This window comes from Paracoccus gahaiensis, from assembly GCF_005048225.1.
Lineage (GTDB): Bacteria > Pseudomonadota > Alphaproteobacteria > Rhodobacterales > Rhodobacteraceae > Paracoccus > Paracoccus gahaiensis.
Genome location: NZ_SUNI01000012.1, coordinates 25,816 through 52,083 on the forward strand (window position 1 = coordinate 25,816; position 26,268 = coordinate 52,083).

The 26,268-nt window shown below is 68.2% G+C and carries 29 protein-coding genes; 17 read left to right on the forward strand and 12 right to left on the reverse strand.

Translation table 11 applies throughout. The features are described 5' to 3' along the window. The first annotated feature begins 25 nt into the window (after nucleotides 1-25). Together FA743_RS12500 and FA743_RS12505 are read left to right on the forward strand one after the other, a co-directional pair. Entirely contained in the window at nucleotides 26-598 is a 573-nt protein-coding gene (locus FA743_RS12500; RefSeq protein ID WP_136886443.1) for a nitroreductase family protein, read from the forward strand. After that, nucleotides 598-1,311, forward strand: a complete 714-nt coding sequence (locus FA743_RS12505) for an EI24 domain-containing protein (RefSeq protein WP_136886444.1) — start codon at nucleotides 598-600, stop codon at nucleotides 1,309-1,311. Before FA743_RS12500 ends, FA743_RS12505 begins: the two co-directional genes overlap by 1 nt. Here the strand turns inward: FA743_RS12505 and FA743_RS12510 are convergent. Together FA743_RS12510 and mce are read right to left on the reverse strand one after the other, a co-directional pair. Then, nucleotides 1,268-1,537, reverse strand: a complete 270-nt coding sequence (locus tag FA743_RS12510; RefSeq protein WP_136886445.1) for a DUF1467 family protein — start codon at nucleotides 1,535-1,537, stop codon at nucleotides 1,268-1,270. The two genes, FA743_RS12505 and FA743_RS12510, sit on opposite strands and share 44 nt — an antisense overlap. Then, a complete protein-coding gene (gene mce, locus FA743_RS12515; RefSeq protein WP_136886446.1) occupies nucleotides 1,537-1,941 on the reverse strand; it encodes a methylmalonyl-CoA epimerase in 405 nt (134 codons plus the stop codon). Before mce ends, FA743_RS12510 begins: the two co-directional genes overlap by 1 nt. Before the next feature lie 126 nt (nucleotides 1,942-2,067). Between mce and FA743_RS12520 the strand changes: the two genes are divergently transcribed. After that, nucleotides 2,068-2,802, forward strand: coding sequence for a response regulator (locus tag FA743_RS12520; RefSeq protein ID WP_136886447.1), 735 nt, complete (start codon nucleotides 2,068-2,070; stop codon nucleotides 2,800-2,802). Nucleotides 2,803-2,811: 9 nt separating this feature from the next. Here FA743_RS12520 and FA743_RS12525 read toward each other — a convergent pair whose 3' ends face one another. The 6 genes from FA743_RS12525 to FA743_RS12550 all read right to left on the reverse strand — a co-directional run bounded on the left by FA743_RS12525 (nucleotide 2,812) and on the right by FA743_RS12550 (nucleotide 9,204). Next, the gene (locus FA743_RS12525; protein WP_136886448.1) at nucleotides 2,812-3,987 is read right to left on the reverse strand and encodes a DUF1501 domain-containing protein; all 1,176 of its coding nucleotides are present in this window, start codon (nucleotides 3,985-3,987) and stop codon (nucleotides 2,812-2,814) included. 4 nt (nucleotides 3,988-3,991) lie between these two features. Then, complete coding sequence (locus FA743_RS12530) at nucleotides 3,992-5,359, reverse strand: DUF1800 domain-containing protein (RefSeq protein ID WP_136886449.1); 1,368 nt, start codon at nucleotides 5,357-5,359, stop codon at nucleotides 3,992-3,994. A gap of 65 nt (nucleotides 5,360-5,424) precedes the next feature. Further along, nucleotides 5,425-7,200: an aspartate--tRNA ligase gene (gene aspS / locus FA743_RS12535; protein ID WP_136886450.1), complete on the reverse strand. Its 1,776-nt coding sequence runs from the start codon at nucleotides 7,198-7,200 to the stop codon at nucleotides 5,425-5,427. A gap of 73 nt (nucleotides 7,201-7,273) precedes the next feature. Beyond that, nucleotides 7,274-7,936, reverse strand: coding sequence for a CPBP family intramembrane glutamic endopeptidase (locus tag FA743_RS12540; RefSeq protein ID WP_136886451.1), 663 nt, complete (start codon nucleotides 7,934-7,936; stop codon nucleotides 7,274-7,276). Beyond that, a complete protein-coding gene (locus FA743_RS12545; protein WP_136886452.1) occupies nucleotides 7,909-8,715 on the reverse strand; it encodes a glycoside hydrolase family 25 protein in 807 nt (268 codons plus the stop codon). Before FA743_RS12545 ends, FA743_RS12540 begins: the two co-directional genes overlap by 28 nt. Before the next feature lie 180 nt (nucleotides 8,716-8,895). Next, entirely contained in the window at nucleotides 8,896-9,204 is a 309-nt protein-coding gene (locus tag FA743_RS12550; protein ID WP_136886453.1) for a hypothetical protein, read from the reverse strand. Between the two features lie 218 nt (nucleotides 9,205-9,422). On the opposite strand from FA743_RS12550, the gene FA743_RS12555 reads away from it, so the two are divergent. Together FA743_RS12555 and FA743_RS12560 are read left to right on the forward strand one after the other, a co-directional pair. Further along, nucleotides 9,423-10,286, forward strand: a complete 864-nt coding sequence (locus tag FA743_RS12555) for a glycosyl transferase (RefSeq protein WP_136886454.1) — start codon at nucleotides 9,423-9,425, stop codon at nucleotides 10,284-10,286. After that, entirely contained in the window at nucleotides 10,286-11,098 is an 813-nt protein-coding gene (locus tag FA743_RS12560) for an NAD-dependent epimerase/dehydratase family protein (protein ID WP_136886455.1), read from the forward strand. Before FA743_RS12555 ends, FA743_RS12560 begins: the two co-directional genes overlap by 1 nt. An 80-nt stretch (nucleotides 11,099-11,178) precedes the next feature. Here the strand turns inward: FA743_RS12560 and cobT are convergent, their stop codons facing one another. After that, complete coding sequence (gene cobT, locus FA743_RS12565) at nucleotides 11,179-13,047, reverse strand: cobaltochelatase subunit CobT (RefSeq protein ID WP_136886456.1); 1,869 nt, start codon at nucleotides 13,045-13,047, stop codon at nucleotides 11,179-11,181. A 116-nt stretch (nucleotides 13,048-13,163) separates the two neighbouring features. On the opposite strand from cobT, the gene FA743_RS12570 reads away from it, so the two are divergent. Together FA743_RS12570 and FA743_RS20475 are read left to right on the forward strand one after the other, a co-directional pair. Then, nucleotides 13,164-13,748, forward strand: coding sequence for an NADPH-dependent FMN reductase (locus tag FA743_RS12570; RefSeq protein ID WP_136886457.1), 585 nt, complete (start codon nucleotides 13,164-13,166; stop codon nucleotides 13,746-13,748). A 291-nt stretch (nucleotides 13,749-14,039) separates the two neighbouring features. Further along, nucleotides 14,040-14,714, forward strand: coding sequence for a hypothetical protein (locus FA743_RS20475; protein ID WP_211242268.1), 675 nt, complete (start codon nucleotides 14,040-14,042; stop codon nucleotides 14,712-14,714). 231 nt (nucleotides 14,715-14,945) lie between these two features. On the opposite strand, the gene cobS is transcribed toward FA743_RS20475, so the two are convergent. After that, a complete protein-coding gene (cobS, locus tag FA743_RS12580; protein WP_136886458.1) occupies nucleotides 14,946-15,917 on the reverse strand; it encodes a cobaltochelatase subunit CobS in 972 nt (323 codons plus the stop codon). Nucleotides 15,918-16,085: 168 nt separating this feature from the next. On the opposite strand from cobS, the gene FA743_RS12585 reads away from it, so the two are divergent. The 10 genes from FA743_RS12585 (at nucleotide 16,086) to FA743_RS12630 (ending at nucleotide 24,928) form a co-directional block, all read left to right on the forward strand. Continuing rightward, nucleotides 16,086-16,640, forward strand: a complete 555-nt coding sequence (locus FA743_RS12585) for a sigma-70 family RNA polymerase sigma factor (RefSeq protein ID WP_136886459.1) — start codon at nucleotides 16,086-16,088, stop codon at nucleotides 16,638-16,640. Continuing rightward, a complete protein-coding gene (locus tag FA743_RS12590; RefSeq protein WP_136886460.1) occupies nucleotides 16,637-17,359 on the forward strand; it encodes an anti-sigma factor in 723 nt (240 codons plus the stop codon). The genes FA743_RS12585 and FA743_RS12590 overlap by 4 nt, the downstream gene beginning before the upstream one ends. Nucleotides 17,360-17,459: 100 nt before the next feature. Then, complete coding sequence (locus tag FA743_RS12595; protein ID WP_136886461.1) at nucleotides 17,460-18,026, forward strand: fasciclin domain-containing protein; 567 nt, start codon at nucleotides 17,460-17,462, stop codon at nucleotides 18,024-18,026. A gap of 192 nt (nucleotides 18,027-18,218) precedes the next feature. Then, complete coding sequence (locus FA743_RS12600; protein WP_136886462.1) at nucleotides 18,219-19,220, forward strand: DUF808 domain-containing protein; 1,002 nt, start codon at nucleotides 18,219-18,221, stop codon at nucleotides 19,218-19,220. Between the two features lie 104 nt (nucleotides 19,221-19,324). Beyond that, entirely contained in the window at nucleotides 19,325-20,641 is a 1,317-nt protein-coding gene (gene ugpB / locus FA743_RS12605; protein ID WP_136886463.1) for a sn-glycerol-3-phosphate ABC transporter substrate-binding protein UgpB, read from the forward strand. Between the two features lie 76 nt (nucleotides 20,642-20,717). Beyond that, on the forward strand, nucleotides 20,718-21,599 hold the full coding sequence (ugpA, locus tag FA743_RS12610) for a sn-glycerol-3-phosphate ABC transporter permease UgpA (RefSeq protein ID WP_211242269.1): 882 nt from the start codon (nucleotides 20,718-20,720) through the stop codon (nucleotides 21,597-21,599). Next, entirely contained in the window at nucleotides 21,599-22,447 is an 849-nt protein-coding gene (gene ugpE, locus FA743_RS12615) for a sn-glycerol-3-phosphate ABC transporter permease UgpE (RefSeq protein WP_136886465.1), read from the forward strand. Before ugpA ends, ugpE begins: the two co-directional genes overlap by 1 nt. A 1-nt stretch (nucleotide 22,448) precedes the next feature. Further along, on the forward strand, nucleotides 22,449-23,456 hold the full coding sequence (locus FA743_RS12620; protein WP_136886466.1) for a sn-glycerol-3-phosphate import ATP-binding protein UgpC: 1,008 nt from the start codon (nucleotides 22,449-22,451) through the stop codon (nucleotides 23,454-23,456). Nucleotides 23,457-23,532: 76 nt separating this feature from the next. Then, nucleotides 23,533-24,609, forward strand: coding sequence for a M4 family metallopeptidase (locus FA743_RS12625; RefSeq protein WP_136886467.1), 1,077 nt, complete (start codon nucleotides 23,533-23,535; stop codon nucleotides 24,607-24,609). 31 nt (nucleotides 24,610-24,640) lie between these two features. Then, on the forward strand, nucleotides 24,641-24,928 hold the full coding sequence (locus tag FA743_RS12630; RefSeq protein ID WP_136886468.1) for a protealysin inhibitor emfourin: 288 nt from the start codon (nucleotides 24,641-24,643) through the stop codon (nucleotides 24,926-24,928). Here FA743_RS12630 and FA743_RS12635 read toward each other — a convergent pair. Together FA743_RS12635 and FA743_RS12640 are read right to left on the reverse strand one after the other, a co-directional pair. Further along, entirely contained in the window at nucleotides 24,925-25,941 is a 1,017-nt protein-coding gene (locus tag FA743_RS12635) for a magnesium transporter CorA family protein (RefSeq protein ID WP_246054951.1), read from the reverse strand. The two genes, FA743_RS12630 and FA743_RS12635, sit on opposite strands and share 4 nt — an antisense overlap. 71 nt (nucleotides 25,942-26,012) lie before the next feature. Next, nucleotides 26,013-26,210: a CsbD family protein gene (locus FA743_RS12640; protein ID WP_136886469.1), complete on the reverse strand. Its 198-nt coding sequence runs from the start codon at nucleotides 26,208-26,210 to the stop codon at nucleotides 26,013-26,015. Nucleotides 26,211-26,268: the final 58 nt, after the last annotated feature.

The following is a 26,268-nucleotide window of genomic DNA, read 5'->3' on the forward strand; positions in this document are numbered from 1 at the left end:
CCCGCCCGAACCCGAGGAGATCCGCATGGACCATCGCAACGACGCCGCCCTGCAGTTTCTGGCCAGCCGCCGCTCGCATCCGCCCAAGCTGCTGACCGGCCCCGGACCCGATCAGGCGCAGCTGACCCAGCTGTTGACCCTGTCCGCCCGCGCGCCCGATCACGGCAAGCTGGAGCCTTGGCGCTTCATCATCCTGGGCCGCCAGACGCTGGACGCCCTCGCCCCTGCCCTGCAGGCCGCCGTGCTGGCCGAGGGGCAGGATCAGGCGGCGGCCGAGAAGGCTGCCTTGGCCATGGCCAGCCCCGTGATCGTGGCGGTCGTCTTTTCCCCGGTGAACAGCCCCAAGGTGCCGACATGGGAACAGATGCTGTCGGTCGGGGCGGTCTGCCTGGGGCTGGTGAATGCGGCGCTGGCCTCGGGCTGGGGGGCAGCCTGGCTCAGCGGCTACGTCGCGCTGAACCATGACTTTGCCCAGGCCCATCTGGGGATCGCCGACCATGAGCGCGTGGCCGGGATGATCCATATCGGCACGCGCGGCGCGGCGATGCCCGACCGCCCGCGCCCCGACATCGCCGCCAAGACCCGGTGGCTGCCGTGATGCCTGTCCGCGCCCTAGTGAAGGGCTGGGGCGATCTGCTGCGCCCCTCGGTGCTGCGGCTGGTGCTGCTGGGGATGGCCCTGACGCTTGGGCTGTTCGTGGCGCTGCAGGCGGCGATCTTCTGGGCGCTGCGCCTGTGGCTGCCGGGGGGCGTGAGCCTGCCCTGGCTGGGGCAGGTCGAGTTCGGGCAGGTCCTGTCCTGGGGATCCTTGGCGCTGTTCCCGGTGATGGGGATCTTCCTGATGGCCCCCGTCGCCGCCGGCTTCGCCGGCCTCTTCGCCGAGACCGTCGCCGACAAGGTCGAGGCGATCCACTATCCCGACCGGCGCGGCGCCTCGCTGGATTTCTTCGACGGGGTGCTGGAATCGCTGGCCGTGGTGGCGGCGATGCTGGCCGTGGCGGTGATCTGCCTGATCCTGACGCCGTTTCTGGGCCCGCTGGCGCCGCTGCTGTTCCTGGGGGCGAACGGCTGGCTGCTGGGGCGCGAGTTCTTCCAGATGGCCGCCCGCCGCCATCTGGCCGAGGGCCCGGCCCACGAGTTGCGACGCGCCCATGCGGGGCGGATCACCGCGACGGGTGTGCTGGTCGCGGTGGGTCTGGTCATCCCGCTGGTCAACATCGCGATCCCGCTGCTGGCGGCCGCGGCCTTCACCCATCTTTACCAGATGGTCAGCGGATCAGCTGGTCCAGCTGCGAGATATCGGCGCGGGTGATGATGCCGCCGAGGATGATCCAGGCCAGCACAGCCCAGATCGCGCTGGTGATGGCCGTGGTCCAGATCAGCTTGCGCCGCCAGTTCAGCCCCTCGGGCGCGCCCGCATGGGTGCCGTGGACCACGAGGCCCGCATCGGCCTGACTGCGCTGGCCGATGGGCATGACGCAGAACAGCGTCAGAAACCAGAGAGAGGCGAAAAGCACGATGCCGCCGGTGAGGTTCATCAGATTTGCTCCAGTTCGATCAGGCAGCCGTTGAAATCCTTGGGATGCAGGAACAGCACCGGCTTGCCATGGGCTCCGATCTTGGGGTCTCCGCCGCCCAGCACCCGCGCGCCCTCGGCCAGCAGACGGTCGCGGGCGGCCAGGATGTCCTCGACCTCGAAGCACATGTGATGGATGCCGCCTGACGGGTTCTTGTCCAGGAATCCCTGGATCGGGCTGTCCGCCCCCAGGGGGTAGAGCAGCTCGATCTTGGTGTTGGGCAGGGTGATGAAGACGACGGTCACGCCATGGTCGGGCTCGTCCTGGGGCGGGCCGACATCGGCGCCCAGGGTGGTGCGGTATTGCGCCGCCGCCGCGTCGAGGTCGGGGACGGCAATTGCGACATGGTTCAGACGACCGATCATCACATCCTCCATTTGCCTCGTTCTATGCCCATCAGACCCGGCGCGAAAGGAAAACCGCAGGTCGTTAACGAGTTCTTAGCGAGTCGGGTTCTAACTGAAGGTGAAGTCCAGAATGGGGATCAGCCGATGTTGACACAGACCGCGACCGACCCGCAAAAACCCTTGCCGCACTGGCAGTTGTCCCTGCCGCGACGACCGCTGAGCGGGCTGACCGTGCTGGTGGTCGAGGATTCGCGCTTTGCCAGCGAGGCGGTACGCCTGCTCTGCCTGAAATCCGGTGCGCGCATTCGCCGCGCCGATTGCCTGCGCTCGGCCACGCGCCATCTGCGGACCTATCGCCCGGCGGTGGTCATCGTCGATCTGGGCCTGCCCGATGGCTGCGGGGCGCAGCTGATCGCCGACCTGAACGCGCTGGAGCCGCGCCTGTCGGTGATCCTGGCCATGTCGGGGGACCCGGATCGCAGGGCCGAGGCGCTGGCGGCGGGGGCGGACGGGTTCCTGCCCAAGCCCGTCGAAAGCCTGGCGCTGTTTCAGCAGGCGATTCTGTCCGCCCTGCCACCCGAGAGGGTGGCGAGCGGGCTGCGGGTCTTGCCCGATGATGTGATCCACCCCGACCGCTCCGGCCTGCGCGACGATCTGGCCCATGTGGCCGAGGTGCTGTCCAATGCCCGCGACACCACCGCCGTCGACTATATCGCGCGGTTCCTGGCGGGGGTCGCGCGATCCTCGCATGATGCGGCGCTGGAGGCGGCGGCGGCGGCCCTGGCAAGCGACCATCTGGCGGGCCATGCCCTGGCCGCCGATCTGGCGCGGATCAGCAGCCTGATCCAGGACCGCCTGTCCCGCGCGTCAGAGATCTAGCTGGGAGATCTAGGCGAGGATCCGGGGATCGCTGCCCATGTCCAGCCCCGGAAAGACCGCCCCCTCCAGCGCGGCGCGGGGGATGCCGAACTTGGCATGCATCGCCCAGGCCGCATAGGCGCGGATGTCGCGCAGGGGCATCAGGTCGCGCCCGGCATACAGATCGCCCTCGGCCAGCCCCGGCCAGTCGCCCAAGGCACGTCCGCCCCGGACCGCGCCGCCCGCCATCAGCATCGCGCCGCCGGTGCCGTGATCGGTGCCGCCCGAGCCGTTCTCGCGCACGGTACGCCCGAATTCGGTCATCGCCATGACCGTCGTGCGATCCCAGTTCGCGCCCAGATCCGCCTTCAGGCTGAGGATCGTCTCGGAGAGCCGGGTCAGCGACCGCTCGATCCCGCGCGCCTGTCCCGCATGGGTGTCCCAGCCCGGCAGCGAAAAGCTGGCGATCCGGGTGGCCCCGTTCAGGCGGTTGGCGGCAAAGCTGGCCAGTTCCAGATGTTCCTGACCGCGCTTGGCCTCGGGCAGGTCCGGCGACAGTCCCGCCACGATCTCCAGCGCCTGCGCGCTGGCCTCGCGGAACAGCGGATCGTCGTGATAGATCCGCGTCAGCAGCAGTTCGGCCTGCGGGCTCAGGTCCATGTTCACCTTGGGGGTCCAGCTTTTCGCCTCGGCCGCGCCGCGCAGGATGCGCATCTGCGCCACGCCGACCGAATAGGCCGTCTCGCTGTCCTGACCGGGCATCTGCTGCAACAGACGGTTCAGCCAGCCGTCCTGCTGGCTGTCGATCTCCAGATCGGTGCCGGTGCCGGCCTCCAGCATGTCCTGACCGTCGAAATGGCTGCGCTTGTCGCGATAGGGGGTCGAGACGGCGGGCGCGAAGCTCAGCTGCCCGGCATTCCACAACGGCAGCAGCGGCGAGAGCGCGGAATGCAGCGCGAAGAAGCCGTCCAGGTCGGTCGCGCCATGATCGGGGCCAAGCGACAGGGTCTGGCGCAGCGCGGCCAGATCGGGGTCGCCATAGGGCTGGAACACGTCCAGCCCGTCCATGGCGCCGCGCAGGATGATGACGACCAGCCGGTTCTCGCCGGGCGCGCCGGCAAAGGTGGCGGTGGACATCAGCGGATGCGCGGCGGCCGAGCAGCCGATCAGCGCGGTGGATTTCAGGAACAGGCGCCGGGTCAGCATCGCATCACCTCCGGTTGAAATCGGCAGAGGCCAGGACCAGCGCCACGCCGTCGCTCTGGCTTTCGGCGCGCGGGACGGCCCAGGCCAGCGTCTCGGACGCGCTGTCGCCCAGGCAGGTCTGCAGGAAGCGGCGCGCGTCGGGCAGCCGCCCGACCAGATCGACCGGCGCCGCCAGGGCCCAGTTGATGCGCATCGCCAGACCCTGCGGGCTGGCCCAGACCTCGGCCGCCTCGGGCCAGCCGTCGGGGCCCTGCGGGCTGGCCCAGGGCTGGCCCATGATCGCCATCGGCTGCAGCAGGCGGGTGTTCACGATGCGGGGGCGCAGATCGCGGACCTGCGCGCCGTCCAGCCCCAGGCTGCGCAGCCCGGCCACGAGAAACTCGAAGGGCTGGCGCATCTTGGCGCGGAAATGGGTTTCCAGCTCCGGCGCCTCGGCCAGGGTCAGGTTCATCGCGCCCAGATCGCCGCCCGTGTCCATGAAGACATCCGTCAGGCGGTCGACCAGCGCCTGCGGCGGATCGTCGGCCACGAAATGCACGGCCATCTTGCGCGCCAGATGCGCCGCCGTCGCCGGATGCACGGCCAGATCGTCGATCACGGCGCGGATGTCATCCAGGGTGCCCTTGCGCCCGCCATAGCTGGTCCCCAAGACCGTCTCGGCCCCGGGTTCGGCGCGCCGGCGCTGAAAGACGCCGGGCTGGCGCGGATAGTAGGCGAGGCCGGTCAGCAATTCGGCCAGCTGTTCGATATCCTGCTGGTCGTAATCCGCACCAGCGCCCAGGCTGTGCAATTCGATCATCTCGCGGGCGAGGTTCTCGTTCAGCCCGCCGGCCTTGTCGGGATTGCGCCGCGCCTGGATCGAGTTCGGCCCGATCGAGCGCGACTGGTCCAGATAGGTCAGCATGGCGGGATGGGTCTCGGCCGCGAACAGCATCTGGGCAAAGCGCCCGGTCAGGTGCGGACGGATCGCCTCCGAGACCAGCGCCTCGGTCATCAGGTTGGTATAGTGGTTGCGCCCCGCGACGGTGAAATGGTCGGCCCAGAACCAGACCAGCCGCTCGCCAAAGCCCGGGGCGTCGTCCACCGCCCGGGCAAAGCGCTCGACCACGGCGCCGCGAAAGATGTGGTTCATCTCTTGGCGATGCGTGCGGAAGGCCTCGTCCGCGTCGGGCACCTTCTCGCGCCGGTCGCGGTTCAACTCCTGGCCTTCCATCTGCCAGGCGCGCAGCCGATCCATCGTCACATCGTCCGGGCCGGGGCGGGTCGCCGCCGTGACAGAGCCCGCCACCGCCTGCGGATCGGCAGGCAGGGTCAGGTGCGGCGACAGGCCGTAGCCAAGGCGGAACGCGGCGAGGTGATCATAGGGAAGCATCTGGCGGGGGGTCCGGGTGATTGCTGCTCTGCAGCATCATGCCACGAACGCCCCCCGCTGTCAGGTCACTCTTTCGGCAGCGCCCGCAGGCGCAGATCGCGCATCTGCTCGTTGGTGGGCTCGCTCGGCGCGCCCATCATCAGGTCCTCGGCGCGCTGGTTCATCGGGAACATGATCACCTCGCGGATGTTCTGCTCGTCGGCCAGCAGCATCACGATGCGGTCGATGCCCGCCGCGCAGCCGCCATGCGGCGGGGCGCCATAGCGGAACGCCTTGACCATGCCGCCGAACCGCTTCTCGACCTCGGAGGCCGGATAGCCCGCCAACTCGAACGCCTTGAACATGATCTCGGGCGTGTGGTTCCGGATCGCGCCGCTGATCAGCTCGTAGCCGTTGCAGGCCAGATCGTACTGATAGCCCAGCACGTCCAGCGGATCGCCCTCCAGCGCCGCCATCCCGCACTGCGGCATCGAGAAGGGGTTGTGGCTGAAGTCGATCTTGCCGTCGTCGGTCTTCTCGTACATCGGGAAATCGACGATCCAGGCGAACTTAAACTGGTTCTCGTCGATCAGGCCCAGCTCGCGCCCGATCTCGGTCCGGGCGCGGCCCGCGACGGCCTCGAACTGGTCGGGCTTGCCGCCGAGGAAGAAGGCGGCGTCGCCCTCGGCCAGACCCAGCTGCGTGCGGATGGCATCGGTCTTCTCGGCCCCGAGGGCCTTGGCGATGGGACCGGCGGCCTCGGTCGAGCCGTCCTCGGCCTTACGCCAGATGATGTAGCCCATGCCGGGCAGGCCCTGTTGTTGGGCAAAGGCATTCATGCGGTCGGCGAACTTGCGGCTGCCGCCCTTGGGCGCGGGAATGGCGCGGACCTGCGTGCCCTCCTGCTCCAGAAGCTTGGCGAAGATGCCGAAGCCGGACCCCCTGAAATGCTCGGAGACGATCTGCATCTCGATCGGATTGCGCAGGTCGGGCTTGTCGGTGCCGTATTTCAGCAGGCTGTCGGCATAAGGGATCAGCGGCCAGTCGGCATCCACCCGGCGACCCTTGCCGAATTCCTCGAACAACCCCTGGATGACCGGCTGGACGGTGGCGAACACATCCTCCTGGCGGACGAAGGACATCTCCATGTCCAGCTGGTAGAAATCGGTGGGGCTGCGGTCGGCGCGGGGATCCTCGTCGCGGAAGCAGGGTGCGATCTGGAAATACTTGTCGAAGCCCGCGACCATGATCAGCTGCTTGAACTGCTGCGGCGCCTGCGGCAGCGCATAGAACTTGCCCGGATGCAGGCGCGAGGGCACCAGGAAGTCGCGCGCGCCCTCGGGGCTGCTGGCGGTGATGATGGGCGTCTGGAATTCGGTGAAGTCTTGGTCCCACATGCGGTTGCGGATGGACCGGATCACCTTGGACCGCAGCATGATGTTGGCGTGCAGACTGTCGCGGCGCAGGTCGAGGAAGCGATAGGCCAGCCGCGTCTCCTCGGGGTAGTCCTGATCGCCGAAGACCGGCAGAGGCAGCTCGTCCGAGGGGCCCAGCACCTCGAGATCGGTGGCATAGACCTCGATCTCGCCAGTGGGCAGCTTGGCGTTCACGAGGTTGGCGTCGCGCAGCTTCACGCGGCCGTCGATGCGGATCACCGTCTCGGCGCGAAGCTTGTCCATGGCGGCAAAGGCCGGGCTGTCGCTGTCGGCCAGCACCTGGGTCATGCCGTAATGGTCGCGCAGATCGACGAACAGAACGCCCCCGTGGTCGCGGACCCGATGGACCCAGCCCGACAGGCGGACGGTCTCGCCGGCATCGGCGGCCTTCAGGTCGCCGCAGGTATGGCTGCGATAGGCGTGCATGAGCGTTTCCCCGTTAATACAGCCCCCGCTCAAAGCGCGGGACGGGCGGGAAGTCAACCTCTGAGGCGGGGCGCTAGAAGGGCCGCACCACATTGCCGCTGTAGAAATAGACGCCCATGCCCACCGCGAACAGCAGGTTGCCTGCCACGGCATGCAGCACGAAGGCGGCCGGAAATCCGTGGCGCAGATAGGCGCGGGCAAAGAACCAGCCGCCGATGAAGGTCATGATCGCCACGATCCAGGACCAGAACATCAGATGCGCGAAGGCGAAGATCGCCGCGTTCAGCGCGATTGCCGCACGCCCCTTGGGCAGGATCGCGCCATAGCGGTGAAAGAACAGTGGGCGGAAGATCAGCTCTTGCGGCAGGGCCGAGAGGATCGGGTAGAAGGTCCAGATCACCAGCAGGAACTCGGGCCGGTCGCGCACCATGGCGAACAGCGCATTGGGACTGGTCAGCGACAGGATCACCCAGCCCGCCACCAGCACGGCCAGCGCGATCCCCGCCACCTCGCGCCAGGGCATGCGCCGCCAGCCGCGCACGAGGACCCGCCAGCGGAAGCCTCCGGTCAGCCACAGAAGGGCCAGGCCCGCGAGGCTGAAGGCCGCCAGCGCCGTGAACAGCTGGTCGGGCGGCAGGAACAGCGCGATGGCCAGCGGCGCCCCAATATAGAGCGCCGCGAATTCCAGCTTCAGCCAGCGATGCGGGGCTACCGCACCAGTCGTGCCTGCAACCATCGTGCCCAATCCGCAGCCGAGCCCGCAAAGGCGTTGATATCCGTGTCACCCTGGATGCCGGGAACGATCCCGGTGCCGGTGTACTGCCAGAAGGTCCAGCGCTGCCCCGGATAGGTCACGCTCGGATGGTTCGCGGTCGAGCGCAACCAGAACTCGGCATTCATCCGGCCCAGCTGGTTCTCGCGGTAAAAATCGACGGTCGTATAGATTATCGGGCGCTGCCCGTAATGGCGGCCGACCAGCTGCATGAAGACCTCGGCCTCACGCAGCACCTCGGCGGCCGGGGGGCGGCGCGGGCAGTTGCGCGAATTGGTCCATTCCAGATCCAGCACGGGGGGCAGCGATCCCGCCTCGCGCGGGACATTGCGCATGTACCAATAGGCGTTTTCCGCGCCCGTCCGGCAGAAATAGTAGAAATGATAGGCGCCGCGCGGAATGCGCGCCTGCGCGGCCTCGTACCAGTAGCGGCGGAAGTTGGGATCGGCGTGATCGCCCCCCTCGGTCGCCTTGATGAAGGCGAAGCTGATGCCCGACCCGCGCACCCGGCTCCAGTCGATGTCGCCCTGCCAGCGCGACACGTCGATGCCGTGGACCGCATGGCCATAGGGGGCGCCCCCCGTCCAGGCATGGGGGCGGCGGTCGCCCAGCTGCGGCGTGGCACCCGGACCCGGCGCCGCCTGATAGGTCGCCGGGGCCCCGCCGCGCGGCGGGGTCCTGGAGCAGGAGACCGCAAAGGTCAGGACCGCCAGCCCCAGCATCAGTCTTGTCAGAAATCTCATCCCTGCCCCGTCCTTCCCTCGACGATCATCGTCCTGCGCTTTGCGCGCCATTGGGCAGGGTTATCTCAAACCCGTGAGGCAATGTCATCGTGCCGGGCCGGTCACGGTTGCGTCAGCACGCAGAAAGGGCCCGGATCGTACCGGGCCCTCGCGTCGACGCGTGCGGGTGCTGCACGCTCGTCAATTGGCGGGAGTGTCCGCACCTGCCGGGGCATCGATCGTGCCGGCGGGGGCATCGGTGCCGGCGGCGGGCGTGTTGGCACCCTCGGTGACCACCGGGGGTGCGACATCTTCGCCCAGACCCTCGGCGTCGCTCACCGGAACGTCCGACGGCGGGGCGGTGGTGGAGATGCCGTCGTTCTGCTCGTCCGCACCGGGCGAGAAGACCAGGAAGGCCAGACCCGCCACGACCAGCGCCACGATGATGGCGATGAGGGCAGGCTTGTGCTTGCTGGCGGCTTTCTGCGGATCGTCGTGGTTGTAGGACATGGGGGGTTCTCTCTCTGATGAGTCTCATGCCAACGTCGCGCAGGGTGCGGGGTTCCCCTTCCGCCGCCATCCAAAGAGCGCTCAGGGCGGGGTCTGGGGGTCGGGCGCGGCAATAGGGCCTCAGTGCCCCTCAGGGTGGTTGCCCCCTCCCGCCTCCGTCTGGCATGACGGGGCCAGCGCGGCATCCGGGCCGCGGACCGATCCCAGGGACCCCGATCATGGCTCTGCCGCGCCCCGCCCCCGCCGCCCTGCCGCAGGGGCTGATCGCCGACAGCCCGCGCCGGGCGGATCACGCCTATGTCACGCTGGTCAGCAACCCCGCCTATCTGCCGGGCGCCGAGGCGCTGCTGCGCTCGCTGCGGCTGACCGGCACCCGGGCCGATCTGGTGGTCCTGCATCGCGGGTTGTCGGAGGCCGATCTGGCCCGCCTGCGTCCACACGCCCCCCGCCTGATCGCCGCCGACCTGCTGCCGACCTCGGTCGCCTTCGATCAGGCCCATGCCCGCGACGCGCTGCACGCCCGCGCGGCCTTCACCAAGGGCGGCAAGCCCGATTTCCACACGCCTCTGGACAATTTCATCAAGCTGCGGCTGTGGCAGCTGGATTACGAGGCCTGCGTCTTCATCGATGCCGATGCGCTGGTGCTGCGCGACGTGGACAAGCTGTTCGCCTTTCCCGAATTCTGCGCCGCGCCCAATGTCTATGACGGGCTGGACGGGTTTCACCGCATGAATTCGGGCGTCTTCACCGCCCGCCCCGACCCGGCGACCTTCGCGGCGATGCTGGACCGGCTGGATCGGCCCGGCGCCTTCTGGCGGCGCACCGACCAGAGCTTCCTGCAGGAGGTCTTTCCCGATTGGCAAGGCCTCTCGATCCATCACAACCTGCTGCAATATGTCTGGCTGCACATGCCCGAGCTGTTCGACTGGTCCCAGATCCGCATCCTGCATTTCCAGTACGAGAAGCCCTGGCAGGACCATGACAAGGCGCAACGCCTGGCCCCGCTGATCGACCTGTGGCGCCGGATCGCGGCGGGCGGGCCGATGCCCGACCTGTCCACCCTGCCCAAGCCCGGCCCCTGATGCGCGTCGCGCTGACTGGAGCCTCGGGCATCATCGGCAGCGCCGTGGCCCGCGCCCTGAGCGCCGCCGGGCACGAGGTGACGCCCCTCGGGCGCGCGCAGGGCTGGCAGCTGGGGATGCCCGCGCCGCTCGGTGGCCAGGAGGCGCTGATCCATTGCGCCCTCGCCCACGCGCCGGGCCGCTATCGCGGCGGCGAGGGGGACGATCCCGCAGGCTTTCTCGCCGCCAATTTGGACGGCACCCGCGCGCTCTTCGATCAGGCGGCGCAGCAGGGCCTTGGCCGCGTGCTGTTCCTGTCCTCGCGTGCGGTCCATGACGGGTATCCGGCGGGGATGCGCCTGCCCGACGACCTGCCCCCGCGCCCCACCAGCCTCTACGGACAGGTCAAGGCCGGGGCCGAGGCGCATCTGGCCCGCCTGCCGCTGTCGGGCTGCGCAATCCGCGCCACCGGGATCTACGGCCCCGGCCCCGCGCATAAATGGCGCCCGCTCTTTGCCGAATATCTCGCCGGACGCCCCATCGCCCCCCGCGTCGCGACCGAGGTCCATGTCGACGATCTGGCCCAGGCCCTGATCCTGTTGCTGACCCACCCGGCCCCGCTGCCCGCCGTGAACTGCAGCGACCTGATCCTGGATCGTCACGATCTCCTCGGCATGGTCCGCGACCTCACCGCCTGCCCGCACCCGCCGCCGCCCCGTGCCGATCCAAGCCCCCTGCGCCTGCCCGACTGCACGGCCCTCACGACCCTCGGCTGGCATCCCGGCGGCGTCGCGCTGCTGAGCCGGGCCCTCCCAGCGCTCTTGCGCGACTAGCGCGGCCCATTCATCTTGGCACAAATATCCTCGGGGGGTCCGGGGGGCGAAGCGCCCCCGGCCGTCGCGGGACGCAAGCTTCAGCCGCGCCGGATCGAGGCCATGCCCAGCACCCGCGCGCGCTTCCTCGGATCGCTGTCGAACAGCGCGGCCAGCTGCTCGGTGATCGCGCCGGCAAGCTGCTCGGCATCGGTAATGGTCACCGCGCGGCCATAATATCGCGTCACGTCATGGCCGATGCCGATGGCCAGCAGCTCGACCGCGCGGCGCTTCTCGACCATGGCGATCACGTCGCGCAGATGGCGTTCCAGGAAGTTCGCCGGGTTCACCGACAGGGTCGAATCATCGACCGGCGCCCCGTCCGAGATCACCATCAGGATCTTGCGCGCCTCGGCCCGGCGGGTCAGGCGCTTATGCGCCCATTCCAGCGCCTCGCCGTCGATGTTCTCCTTCAGCAGCCCTTCCTTCATCATCAGTCCCAGATTGGGACGCACGCGGCGCCAGGGGGCGTCGGCGGACTTGTAGATGATGTGGCGCAGGTCGTTCAGGCGGCCGGGCTGGGCGGGACGGCCCGCCGCCAGCCAGGCCTCGCGCGACTGCCCGCCCTTCCAGGCGCGGGTGGTGAAGCCCAGGATCTCGACCTTCACGTTGCAGCGCTCCAGCGTGCGGGCCAGCACATCGGCGCAGATCGCGGCGATGCTGATCGGGCGCCCGCGCATCGAGCCGGAATTGTCGATCAGCAGGGTCACCACCGTGTCGCGGAATTCGGTGTCCTTCTCGACCTTGAAACTCAACGGAGTTGTCGGGTTCGCCACCACGCGAGCCAGTCGCCCCGCATCCAGCACGCCCTCCTCCTTGTCGAATTCCCAGCTGCGGTTCTGCTGGGCCTGAAGGCGGCGCTGCAACTTGTTGGCCAGGCGGCTGACGGCGCCGCGCAGGGGCTCTAGCTGCTTGTCCAGATAGGCGCGCAGGCGCTCCAGCTCGGCGGGATCGGCCAGATCCTCGGCGCGGATCTCCTCGTCCCAGGTCTGGGCAAAGATCCGGTAATCGGGGCTGGCCTCGCTGACCGGGGGCGGCAGATCGGGCGGGTTGTCCTGGTCGGGCATCTCGGCCTCGTCGGACATCTCGTCCTCGGACCCCTCATCCATGCTGACCTGGGCCTGACGCTCGTCCTGGGTCTGCTCCTGACTGCGCTCGGGGCTGGCCTCGCTGTCCTCGCCCTCCTCCTCGTCCTGAGACTGGCTGTCGCCGGACTCCTCGTCCTGCTCGGCATTGTCCTCGGCGTCGTCGTCCTGCGGCTGGTCGGGATCCTCGCCCAGCTGGTCGCCATAGCCCAGATCGGTGATGATGCGCCGCGACAGCCGGGCGAAGGCCGCCTGATCGGCCAGCGCGCCGTTCACGTCGGCCAGCGCGCCCGAGGCCTGGCTTTCCACGAAGGGCCGCCACAGGTCCGCCACATGCTGCGCCCCGGGCGGCAGGGCGCGGCCCGTCGCCGCCTGCCGCAGGATATAGCCCGCCGCGACCGACAGGGGCGCATCGGCAGGCGCCTTGATCTGGGCATAGCCCTTCTTGTCGGCCTCGGCGCCGATCTTCACGTCGATATTGGACAGGGCGCCGGGCATGTCGCGGGCGCCGAGCGCCTCGCAGCGCGCCGTCTCCATGGCCTCGTACAGCTCGCGCGCCATCGGGCCCGCCGGGGTATAGCGGCTGTGCAGACCCGCGTCGTGATGCCGCATCCGCATGGCCAGCGCATCCGCCGTGCCGCGCGCCAGCAGGACCTCATCGCGGCCCATGCGGCGACTGATCTGCGGCAGGCGCATGGTGTCGCCCGCCACGCCCGCCGGATCGGCGCTGTAGGTCACGTTCAGATCGCGGTCATGGGCCAGCGCCCGTGTCGCCTCGGACAGGGCCTTCTTGAACGGATCGGCGGGATTGTCGGATTTCTTCATGCCCTTTATAGACCACCGCCCGCCGCGCCAGACAAGAGGGCCCGACAGGGCCCGTCAGGCAACCGATCCCGCCCCGCATGTGTTAGGGTGCCAGTTCCCCCAGCCCGAGGTTGTCCATGTCCACTCCCCGCATCGCCGTCATCATCGGCTCGACCCGCAAGACCCGCTTTGCCGACAAGCCCGCCCAGTGGTTCATGGACCAGGTGGCCGAGCATGCCGATCTGGACTTCGAGCTGGTCGATCTGCGCGATCAGGACCTGCCCTTCTTCGACGAGGCCGCCTCGAATCTCTGGGCCCCGTCCAGCGATCCGCGCGCCGTCGCGTGGCAGCATAAGCTGGCCGGGTTCGACGGCTTCGTCTTCGTCGTGGCCGAGTACAACCACTCGATCACTGGCGCGCTGAAGAACGCGCTGGATCAGGCCTACAAGGAATGGAACCGCAAGCCGATGGCGGCGCTGGCCTATGGCGGCGTGGGCGGCGCGCGGGCGGTGGAGCAGTTGCGGCTGATCGCGGTCGAGCTGCAGATGGTCCCTTTGCGCAATGCCGTCCATATCGGCGGCGGCGATTTCATGAAGGTCTCGCCCTTGGGCGAGGACGCGCCCATGTCGGCGATCGAGGATCACCTGAAAGGGTCGGTCAAGGGCATGCTGGGCGAGCTGACCTTCTGGGCCCGCCTGCTGAAGGACGCGCCCAAGCCCTGAGGCTGCCGGACCTGAGCCGCCGGGCCGGGCATCGCCCTCCGGCGGATTTTGGGATCCCGGATGACAGGGATGAGGTCACCCGACGCCTTCCGGTTGCGGCAGGCCGAGGCTCACCTCCCGGAAGGAGCGGCCATGCCCATTGCGTGGGCGGAGTTTCGCCGCTTTGCCAAGGTGAACCAAACTGGACGTGACACATCGGGCCGGTCGGTTATGGATCGGGCATCTTCCGGTTCACCCTGCGCCTGCTCCGTTTCGACGGGTTGCCGCGCCCTGATGATGAAGGTTCGCGACATGACAAAACGCTGTAAACCTGCAGGACCCCGCCGCGCCGCGCTGTCGATCATGGCCTGCCTGATGGCGACCCAGGTTGGCGCGCAGGGAAGCGGGCTTCCGGATGCCCAGGACATCTGGCGGCATCTGCCCCCCCTGCCCGGCCAGACCGCCGCACCCGCCCCGACGCCCGAGCCGACACCCGAACCTGTGCCCGCACCCGCGCCAACCGCCGCGCCCGCGCCGGCGCCCGAACCTGCGCCCCAACCCGCGCCGGTCCCCCGACCCGCCGCGCCGGCGCCGGCGGCCCCCCAGCCCGCCCCGCCTGTCACTGCAGCGCCCTTCCCCCCGCCGGTCTCGACGGTGCCGCAGGGTGCCCCGCAGACCACTGCGCCCGGATTCTCGCGCACGCTGGCAGAGGCGCGGGTCGTGATCCATTATCCCGAGGGTCGCGGATACCAGCGATCCGTGGAACTCGACCGCCTTCTGCGCGCGGTCGGCACGGGAGAGGTCGAGACACGCCCGGTCCGCTATGCGGTCGACCGACAGAGCATCCGCTATTACCACGCCGCAGACCGCGAGGTGACAGGCACGATCAGTGAGTTGGTCGGCGGGGGGGGGTGGGCGACCGTGTCCGATTTCACGTCTTACCGCCCCACCCCCCGGATCGGGACGATCGAGATCTGGCTGCCCTGAGGCAGCGCAGACCGGCGGTCGTCAGGGACCAATAACCCTGTGGTGCGGAGGGTGCTGCACAGTGCAGCGCCCCCTCCGGGATCGGCTTCGGATGGGGGTCGATTGCCGCCTGTCAGGGCGCGGCCTCCTCGGGGCGACAGAAGGGCGGCACCGGATCCTGCGCCGCCGACCAGTCGGCCGCGCGGATCAGGGCCGTTTGCCGACCCTCCTCGCGCCGCGCGGCGCCGCCCCTCACAATGCGCGGGCGGCGGCGCTTTCGGGCAGTTCCTCGTCGAAGAGGCGCTGGTAGAACTCGGCCACGGTCTGGCGTTCCAGCTCGTCGCACTTGTTGAGGAAGGTCAGCCGGAAGGCATAGCCCACATTCTCGAAGATGCGGGTGTTCTGCGCCCAAGAGATCACCGTGCGCGGGCTCATGACCGTGGACAGATCGCCCTGCATGAAGGCCGTGCGGGTCAGGTCGGCCAGCGTGACCATCTGGTTGATGGTCTTGCGGCCCTTCTCGGTGTTGTATTGCGGGACCTTGGCCAGCACGATGGCGGCCTCGGCGTCGTGGGACAGGTAGTTCAGCGTGGCGACCAGCGACCAGCGGTCCATCTGGCCCTGGTTGATCTGCTGCGTGCCGTGATAGAGGCCGGTCGTGTCGCCGAGGCCCACCGTGTTGGCGGTCGCGAAGAGGCGGAAGAACGGGTTGGGCGTGATCACCTCGTTCTGGTCCAGGAGCGTCAGCTTGCCGTCCGCCTCCAGCACGCGCTGGATCACGAACATCACGTCCGCGCGGCCCGCGTCGTATTCGTCGAAGACGATGGCGGTCGGGTTGCGCAGCGCCCAGGGCAGGATGCCCTCGTGGAACACGGTGACCTGCTTGCCGTCGACCAGCTTGATCGCGTCCTTGCCGATCAGGTCGATCCGGCTGACATGGCTGTCCAGGTTCACGCGCACGCAGGGCCAGTTCAGCCGCGCCGCGATCTGTTCGATATGGGTCGACTTGCCGGTGCCGTGATAGCCCTGGATCATCACGCGGCGGTTATAGGCAAAGCCCGCCAGGATCGCCATCGTGGTGTCGGGGTCGAACTTGTAGGTGCTGTCGATCTCGGGGACGCGCTCGGATCGGTCGGCAAAGCCCTTGACCTTCATGTCGCTGTCCAGACCGAACACCTCGCGCAGGTCGATCTCTTCGGTAGGTTTCGCGTTCATGTCCAGCATCGGCCCGGGCCCTTTCCATCGCATCGGCGCATTGATCGCGCATTCGCCGGGCAGGTGCAAGACGGGCCTGTGCCGCGGGCGGGCGGTGACGGGCGCGTTGACGGGCGGGGGCGGGCTTCCTAAGGTGCGCCCTATCGCGGCCACCCTCACGGCAAGGACGACCCGGTTTTGACAGATGCCCGCCGATCCGACCTGGAAAACCTGATCTCGCGCGTGGCCCTGGGCGACCGGGCAGCCTTCGATGCGCTTTATGACGCCACCTCGGCCAAGCTGCACGCGGTCTGCCTGTCGGTCCTCAAGGACCGCCCCGAGGCCGAGGAGACCCTGCAGGAGGTCTATATCCGCGTCTGGCAGGGCGCCGCGCGCTATGCCGCGAACGGGCTGTCGCCGATGACCTGGCTGATCACCATCGCCCGGAACCGGTCCATCGACCGGCTGCGGGCGCGCAGCGCGCGCCCCGTCACCGCGCCCGAGGATGCGGCGGCGCAGGTCGCCTCGGGCGATCCCAGCCCCGAATCGGCGACCATCGCCGCGCAGGAGCGCCGGATGCTGCACGAATGCCTGGCGCAGCTGGCGGCGCCGCAGGCCGGGGCGGTGCGGGCCGTCTATCTGGAGGGCTTCAGCTATGCCGATCTGGCCGAGCGCGAGGGCCTGCCCATCAACACCGTGCGCAGCTGGCTGCGCCGCAGCCTGCTGCGGCTGAAGGACTGCGTGACGCAATGACCCCCGACACCCCCCTGACCCCCGCCGAGGATGACGAGGCGCTGGCTGCGGAACTGGTCCTGGGCCTGCTGGAGGGCGAGGCGGCCGAAGCCGCCATGGCCCGGCTGACGCAGGACCCGGGCTTTGCCCGCGCGGTACGTGGCTGGCAGGAGCGGCTGGCCGGGCTGGCCGAGGGGCTGACCCCGGTCATGGCCCCCGCCCGCGCGCGCCAGGCGATCCGCGAGCGGCTTGGCCATGCCCGCGCGCCGCTGACCATCGATCCCAATGCCCGCGCGGCATGGTGGCGCGGCCCGGCCGGATGGCTGGCGGGCCTTCTGGCAGTCGCCGCGACCCTGGCCCTGCTGTGGCTGCCCGGCCAGCCCGGACCCGAGGCGCCCATGGCCCCCGGCGCGCCGGTCTATCAGGCGCAGCTGTCGGGCGCCGACGCCGTCCTGCGGGCCGCCGCCCGGATCGAGGGCCGCGACATGCGCATCGCCTTGGAAAGCGGCGCCGCGCCCGAGGGCCGGGACTGGGAGGTCTGGTGGATCGGGTCCGAGGACGCGACCCCCGTCTCGATGGGCGTGATGCCGCGCGACGGCGAGATGCGCATGACCCTGCCCGAGGGGATGGAGCCCTCGCCCCTGGTGCGGCTCGCGCTGTCGGACGAGCCGGCGGGCGGATCGCCCACCGGACAGGCCACCGGCCCGGTCATGGCCATCGCGGCCCTCACCGCGTTGTGATGACGGGGTGATCGGGCCCCGGCGCAACTAAACCCCTCCCCTCGCGTGTTTGGGGGTATCGGGCGCAGAGATGCGCCGGACCCAACCGGAGGAAAAGTCCATGAACACCCGCTTTGCCACGATCGGCGCGTCGATTCTTGCCACCACCGTTGCCCTGTCCGCTCCTGCCCTCGCCCAGAACACGATGGTCGGCGGCGCCGAGATGCTGCCCACCAACAATATTGTCGAGAACGCCGTGAACTCGGCCGATCACACCACGCTGGTCGCCGCCGTGCAGGCCGCCGGCCTGGCCGAGACGCTGTCGGGCCCCGGCCCCTTCACCGTCTTCGCACCCACCAACGCCGCCTTCGAGAAGCTGCCCGAGGGCACCGTCGAGGGCCTGCTGGAGCCCGAGAGCCTCGAGGCCCTGCAGACCATCCTGACCTGCCATGTCGTGCCCACCGAGGCCTTCTCGACCGCGGTCGGCAACATGATCCTGCAGGGCGGCGGCTCGGCCGCGCTGGAGACCGTGGGCGGCTGCACGCTGACCGCCTCGATCCGCGCCAGCGACAATGCACTGCAGATCACCGACGAGAACGGCAATGCCGCCACCGTCCTGATCCCCGATGTGGACCAGTCGAACGGCGTGATCCATGTCGTCGACACGGTGCTGCTGCCCGCCGCGTAAGGCACGCAGCCGGAGGCCGGATCCGTCCGGCCCCCGATCCGATTTCTGAGTGCCGCCCGCGCAGACCCATCTGCGCGGGTTTTTTGTGGCCCGTGGCCGCGCGGGCGATGAACCCCCTTGCCTCGGGCGCGTTGCCGGGTGCCACTGCGCTGCGGCAGGATGCCGCAACCGGGGCTTTCGAGGGACGATGACATGAGCGGGCTGATCGCGCTTCTTGACGATATCGCGGCAATTTCCAAGGTGGCGGCGGCCTCGATCGACGATGTGGCCGGGCAGGCCGCCAAGGCCGGGGCCAAGGCCGCCGGCGCGGTGATCGACGATGCGGCGGTGACGCCCAAATACGTCCACGGCTTCGATGCCAGCCGGGAACTGCCCATCGTGTGGAAGATCGCGCGCGGCTCGATCTTCAACAAGCTGGTGATCCTGCTGCCGATCGCACTGCTGCTGTCGGCCTTTGCGCCTTGGGCAATCCCGCCGCTGCTGATGCTGGGCGGGGCCTACCTGTGCTACGAGGGCGCGCACAAGGTCGCGCATCTCTTCCACAAGACCGACACCCATGACAGCGAGAAGCACACCCATCCCGACACCGACGGCGCCGCGCTGGAAGAGGCGCGGGTCGCCGGCGCCATCAAGACCGACTTCATCCTGTCGGCCGAGATCATGACCATCGCCCTGTCCACCATCCCGGTTCAGGACAGCCTGTGGATGAAGGCGGTGATCCTGGCGCTGGTGGCAGTGGCGATCACCGTCGCGGTCTATGGCTTCGTGGCGCTGGTGGTGAAGGCCGACGATCTGGGCGTGCATCTGGCGACGCGGTCGAACGGCGCGGTGGCAGCCTTCGGGCGCGGCATCGTCAAGGTCATGCCGGGCTTCATGACTGCGCTGACGGTCGTGGGCACGGCGGCGATGATCTGGGTCGGCGGGCAGATCATCGTGCATGGCCTGCACCAGCTGGGCTGGCACGCGCCCTATGACCTGATCCACGAGTGGGCCGTCGCGGCCGCCGCCGCCGTGCCCGCCGCCGCCGGCACCGTGGCTTGGATCGTGACCGCCTTCTGCGACGGGGTGATCGGGCTGATCCTGGGCCTGGCGCTGATCCCGGTGGCCACGCGGGTCATCTCGCCGCTCATCGAAACCGGCAAAGAGGCAATCGCGCAGATGCGGAAAAAACCGAACGCCAACGAAAATCGTTGACCGAACCCCTTGGTCGTCACAAGACTGTCGCATGAGCGTTGCGAAGCTGTCGTGAACCGCCGCTAGGCGGGGACAGCATCGCAACTCCTAGGGGAGGACTGACCATGAACCGATTGAGCACCGCATCCGCGGTGGCGCTGATGGCGTCGCTTGGCGCCGCACAGGCCCAGGAAACCACCATCGAGTGGTGGCATGCCATGGGCGGCGAGCTTGGCGCCAAACTGGAAGAGATCGTCCAGGGCTTCAACGACAGCCAGGACCAGTATACCGTCAACCCGTCCTACAAGGGCACCTATCCCGAGACGATGACGGCCGCGATCGCCGCCTTCCGCGCGGACCAGCAGCCCGCCATCGTGCAGGTCTTCGAGGTCGGCACCGGCACGATGATGTCCGCCCAGGGGGCGATCGTTCCGGTCCACCAGCTAATGGAAGAGCATGGCGAGGGCTTCGACCCCGACGCCTTCCTGCCGCAGGTCGTGGGCTATTACACCGATACCGACGGCAACATGCTGTCGATGCCCTTCAACAGCTCGACCCCGATCCTGTACTACAACAAGACCGTCTTCGAGGCGGCCGGACTGGACCCCGAATCCCCGCCCGAGACCTGGGCCGAGATGGAGCAGTTCAGCAACCAGATCATGGAATCGGGCGCGGCCAGCTGCGGCTTCACCACCGGCTGGATCAGCTGGATCCAGACCGAGAACCTGTCCGCTTGGCACGACCAGCCCATCGGCACGCTGGAAAACGGCTTTGGCGGGCTGGACGCGCGCCTGACCGTGAACGGACCCGTTCAGGTCAAGCATTGGGAGAACCTCAAGCGGTGGGCTGACGAGGGCATCTTCAAGTATGGCGGCCCGGTGGGCGGCGACAATGCCGCCCCGCTGTTCTACGCGCAGGAATGCGCGATGATCATGAACAGCTCGGCCAGCCGCGCGGGCGTGATCGCCAATGCCGAGGCCTTCGATCTGGGCTTCGGCATGCTGCCCTATTACGACGATGTCGAGGGCGCGCCGCAGAACTCGATCATCGGGGGGGCCACGCTGTGGGTCCTGTCGGGCAAGTCCGACGAGGAATACGACGCCGCCGCCGCCTTCTTCACCTATCTGTCCAGCCCCGAGGTTCAGGCGGACTGGGCATCCTTCTCGGGCTATCTGCCGATCACGCAGGCCGCCTCGGATGCAATGGGCGACTTCTTCGCGCAGAACCCCGGTGCCGATACCGGCATCAACCAGATCACCCTGAACGAGCCCACCGAAAACTCGAAGGGCCTGCGCTTTGGCAACTATGTCCAGGTGCGCGGCGTCATCGACGAGGAGTTCGAGCAGCTGCTGTCGGGTGACAAGGATGCGCAGGGCGCGCTGGATTCGGTGGTCAGCCGCGGGAACGCGCTGATCGAGGATTTCCAGGAACAGAACCAGTAACCTCCACCCTGTCCCGGGACCGGGGCCGCGCGAAATGCGTGGCCCCGGTCTTTCCCGTTTTCTCGCCCGCAGGTCCTTGATGAAACGCACGATCTTTTCGAACCAGCTGCTGCCCTGGCTTCTGCTGGCGCCCCAGCTGATCATCACGTTCGTCTTCTTCCTGTGGCCCGCCGGTCAGGCCGTCCGCCAGAGCTTTCTGCGCGAGGACGCCTTCGGCACCCGCACCAGCTTTGTCGGCCTGGAGAATTTCGCCCGCCTCTGGAGCAGCCCGGAATACCTGAACTCGCTGCAGGTGACGGCGGTCTTCGCGATCTCGGTCACCGTGCTGTCGATGGGCCTGTCGCTGCTGCTGGCCATCGCGGTGGACCGGATGATCCGCTCGACCCGCGTCTATACCACGCTCCTGGTCTGGCCCTATGCGGTGGCCCCCGCGGTCGCGGGCATCCTGTGGTGGTTCATCTTCAACCCGACCATCGGCATCATGCCCTATCTGCTGGGGGGCCTCGGCTATGACTGGAACCATATCAGCGACAAGGGCGACGCGATGACGCTGGTGGTGATCGCCAGCGCGTGGAAGCAGATCAGCTACAACTTCCTGTTCTTCCTGGCGGGCCTGCAGGCCATCCCGGCGTCCCTGCGCGAGGCGGCGGCCATCGACGGCGCGGGCCCGGTGCGGCGCTTCTTCGACATCACCTTTCCGCTGCTGTCGCCGACGACCTTCTTCCTGCTGGTCGTGAACATCGTCTATGCGATGTTCGACACCTTCGGCGTCATCGACGCCACCACCGAGGGCGGCCCGGCGCAGGCCACCAACATCATGGTCTACAAGGTCTATTTCGACGGCTTCGTGGGGCAAAACCTGGGCTCGTCCGCCGCGCAATCGGTGGTGCTGATGGGGCTGGTGCTAGTGCTGACGGTGATCCAGTTCCGCTATGTCGAGAAGAAGGTGGCCTACTGATGATCGAGAACCGCCCCATCCTGAACCTTCTCGCCCATCTGACGCTGATCCTGGGCGTCTGCATCGTGGCGCTGCCCGTGTGGGTGGCGTTCGTGGCCTCGACCCACGGGCCCACAGCCTTCATGTCGGGCACCATCCCGATGTGGCCGGGCGACCAGATGATCGCCAATTACAGCCAGATGCTGGGCGCGGGCGTGTCCACCAGCGGCACGCCCCCGGTGGGCGTCATGATGCTCAACAGCATGATCATGGCGCTGTCGATCGCCGTGGGAAAGATCGTGATCTCGGTCCTGTCAGCCTTCGCGGTGGTCTATTTCCGCTTTCCCTTCCGGGGCCTGGCCTTCTGGTGCATCTTCATCACCCTGATGCTGCCGGTCGAGGTGCGCATCGTCCCGACATTCCAGGTCGTGGCCGATCTGGGCATGCTGAACAGCTATGCGGGCCTGTCGATCCCGCTGATCGCCAGCGCCACCGCCACGTTCCTCTTCCGCCAGGTCTTCCTGACCATCCCGGACGAGCTGACCGAGGCCGCGCGCATCGACGGCGCGGGCCCGATGAAATTCTTCCGCGACATCCTGCTGCCGCTGTCGCGCACCAATATCGCCGCGCTCTTCGTGATCCTGTTCATCTATGGCTGGAACCAGTACCTCTGGCCGCTGCTGATCACGACCAGCTCGGATTATTACACCATCGTTGCGGGGATCAAGCGCATGGCCGATGCCGTGGACGGTCTGCCGCAATGGCATCTGGTCATGGCGACCGCGATGCTGGCGATGATCCCGCCCGTGATCGTGGTGGTCGCCATGCAGCGCCTGTTCGTCAAGGGCCTTGTCGAGACGGAGAAATAAGATGGCATCCATCACCCTGAACAACCTCGGCAAGGTCTATGCCGGAGGTGCCCGCGCCGTGGGCGGCGTCAATATCGACATCGCGGATGGCGAGTTCCTGGTCCTTGTCGGCCCCTCGGGCTGCGGGAAATCCACCCTGCTGCGCATGGTCGCGGGGCTGGAGAGCATCTCCGAGGGCGAGGTCCGCATCGGCGACCGGGTCGTGAACGATGTCGAGCCCGCAGACCGCGACATCGCCATGGTGTTCCAGAACTATGCGCTTTATCCGCATATGTCGGTGCGCCAGAACCTGGCCTATGGGTTGAAGAACCGCGGCACGCCCAAGGCCGAGATCGAACGGCGCGTGGGCATCGCCTCGGACATCCTGCAGATCGGCCCTTTCCTGGACCGAAAGCCCCGCGCCCTGTCCGGCGGCCAGCGCCAGCGCGTCGCCATGGGCCGCGCCATCGTGCGCGAGCCTGCCGCCTTCCTCTTCGACGAGCCGCTGTCGAACCTGGACGCGAAGCTGCGCGTCGCCATGCGGCTGGAGATCAAGGAGCTGCAGAAACGCCTGCGCACCACCTCGATCTACGTGACGCACGACCAGCTGGAGGCGATGACCCTGGCCGACCGCTTGGTGGTGCTGAACGGCGGCCGGATCGAACAGATCGGCACCCCGCTGGAGGTCTATCGCCGCCCCGCATCGGCCTTCGTGGCCAGCTTCATCGGCAGCCCGGCGATGAACCTGATCGACAGCGCCGCCGTGCCGCATCTGGCGGGCAGCGCCCATGCGGGCCAGATCGGCATCCGCCCCGAGGATCTGACCGTCACCCCCGACGGCCCCATCCAGATGCGCGTGCTGGCGGTCGAGGAATTGGGCGCGCAGCGTCTGGTCCATGGCAAGACCGGCGACCAGCGCATCACCATCACCATGGCCTCGGATGCGGACCTGTCGGACGACTTGCGCCTGTCCTATCGCCCGAACGCGCTGCATCTGTTCCACAGGGACACCGGAAAACGACTGGACTGAAACGTGAACACTCGCCCCTTGTCGGGCGGGTGATCCGTGTTACCGTGGGGGCCAGTCCGAAGCCGGAGGTCGCCTCATGTGCCTGTCCCTGTCCTGCAGCCACCACAATCCCATCGCCTGCATCGTGCCGCCCTATATGCTGCGGGTGCTGGCGCTGCGGGGCGATCCGGCCACCGCCGACATGGCGCGGTCCCTGCTGCGCCATGACGAGCAGATGCGCGATGAGCGCGCGGCCTTCACTAGCCTGCCGCCGGGCCTGCAGGGGGTGCTGCCCGCGGCCGATCCCGACCTCTGCTGTCCCGACCGCCGCATCCATGACGGCGAATTTCGCGCCGCCCTGCCCGGGCGTCTGGTCCGGTCCGAGGGCGACGGCCCCTCGGGCATCCCGGATGCCGACATGGCCTATGACAGCGCGGGGCAGGTCTTCTCGCTCTTTGCCGAGGAATATGGTCGCAACTCGCTGGATGGGCGGGGGATGCCGCTGGTGGCGACGGTGCAGCACCGGCGCAACTACAACAACGCCTTCTGGGACGGCCAGCAGATGGCCTATGGCACCGGCGACGGCAAGATCTTCCGCACCTTCCTGGAACTGTCGGTGATCGCGCATGAGATGGCGCATGGCGTCATCCAGCATTCCGGCGGACTGATCTATGAAAACCAGTCGGGCGCGCTGAACGAGCATGTGGCCGATGTCTTCGGCGCGCTGGCCCAGCAGCGCGTGCTGGGTCATGAGGTGCATCAGGCCGACTGGCTGGTCGGGCGCGGCATCCTGGGTCCCGGCATCAATGGCGTCGCGTTGCGCAGCATGAAGGCGCCGGGCACGGCCTATTCCGACGACCTGCTGGGCACCGATCCGCAGCCTTGGCACATGGACCAGTTCAACACCACGACCGACGACAATGGCGGGGTGCATATCAACTCGGGCATCCCCAACCATGCCTTCTACCTCTTCTGTGCCTATCTGGGCGGGCGGTCCTGGGAGGTGCCGGGCCGCATCTGGTACAAGACGCTGCAGGACATCAACAATCCCATGGCCAGCTTTTCAGATTGGGCCGACCAGACGCTGCGCGCGGCCTCGGCGCTGGAGGGCGCGGGCAGCGCCCCGGTCCTGCTGCTGCGCCGCGCATGGAAGCTTGTCGGAATCGCCGTCTGATCCTATCTTCGGGCCCAGAACGGAGGTCCGCATGATCATCGAGATCCGCAGCCATGGCGGCTTCGGCGGCATCACCGCCGCCGCCCCGCCCCGCCGCATCGACACGGATGCGCAGCCCGCAGACAGGCGTGCGGCGCTCTGTGCGGCCTTCCGGCCCGGCGCGCTGTCGCAACTGGCCCAGACCCCCTGCCCCGGCTGCCCCGACCGGATGCGCTATGCGATCACCGTGACCGAAGATCCGACCCAGTCCCCGCACAGCATCACCCTGTCCGAAGGGCAGCTGCCGCCCGAGATGCTGGACCTGATCGACAGCGTCTAGAGCCAGCGCTTCCATCGCAAAACCAGCCAGGTGCCAAGCGTGGCGGCCCCCATCATCGCCAGCGCGAAGGGATAGCCCCAGGACTGGTTCAGTTCGGGCATGGCGGCGAAGTTCATCCCGTAGATGCTGGCGATCAGCGTCGGCGGCAGGAACAGCGCGGCGATGACCGACAGGATGCGGGCGGTGTTGTTCTGTTGCAGGTTGATCATGCCAAGCGTGGTGTCCACGGCCAGGCTGACCCGGCTGCCCAGGAAATCGGCATGCACCTCCAGCGCCTGCACGTCGCGCATCTGCGCGCGGATGACCGGGCGCAGGCGGTCGGCCTCGGGGCGGTCGTCGATGGTGGCGGTATAGAAGGCCAGGATCCGCTCGATGGTCAGCAGGGCCAGCCGGACGCGGGCCATCGTCTCGGCCTCGCGGCCCACGCCCTGCAGCGCGGCCTGCAGCCGGTCCGAGGATGCCGCCGCCGCGCTGCGTTCGAAGATGCCGGCGGTGGTCTGGTCCAGCACCCGGCCCGAGCCTTCCAGGATGTCGGCCTGCCGGGCGATGATCTCCTCCAGCAGGCCCGCAAACAGCCGGTCCGGCCCGCCGCAGCCCAAGGTGGATCGTTCGGCCCGCGTCGGAAAGGTCAGGAAGGGCCGGGGCGAGTGGTGGCGCACGGTCACCAGCCGCTCGGCCGACAGGATGAAGGTCACCGGCATGGAGGAGCGGTCGCCGCCGGCCTTCTCTCCGGGCAGGACGGCGGTCATGTAGTCCAGGCCGTTCTCGCGGTAGAGGCGGTTCGACAGCTCGATCTCTTCCATCTCGGCCAGGTCGGGCAGCGGCACGCCCAGGACGCGCAGCCGGTCCATCTCGGCATCCGAGGGCTGGATGAGGTCGATCCACAGCGCCTCGCCCAGATCGCGGTCGGGATCGTGACGGATGAGGCGGGTGCCCTGCAGGGCATAGGCGTAATGCATGGCGGCCTCTCCTTGGGCTGCGGCCTTGGTGCCCCAGTCCGGCTGCGGGATCAAGCGCGCCGGGACCCTCACGCAAAGGGCGCCCCGAGGGGCGCCCTGTTCATGTCACGGATGATCGTGAAGGATCACTTGTCGCGGAAATAGTCGTCGATCTCGCGATCGGCCTGATCCTTGGTATATCCGTATTTCTCCTGCAGCTTGCCGGCCAGCTTGTCCTTGTTGCCGTCCATCTGGTCCAGATCGTCGTCGGTCAGCTCGCCCCACTTCTCCTTGGCCGAGCCCTTCAGCTGCTTCCACTTGCCTTGAATGATATCCCAGTTCATGTCGATCTCCTTGAAGACGATGATGTATGGTTATCAAACGCTTTCGGACCGGGCCGGT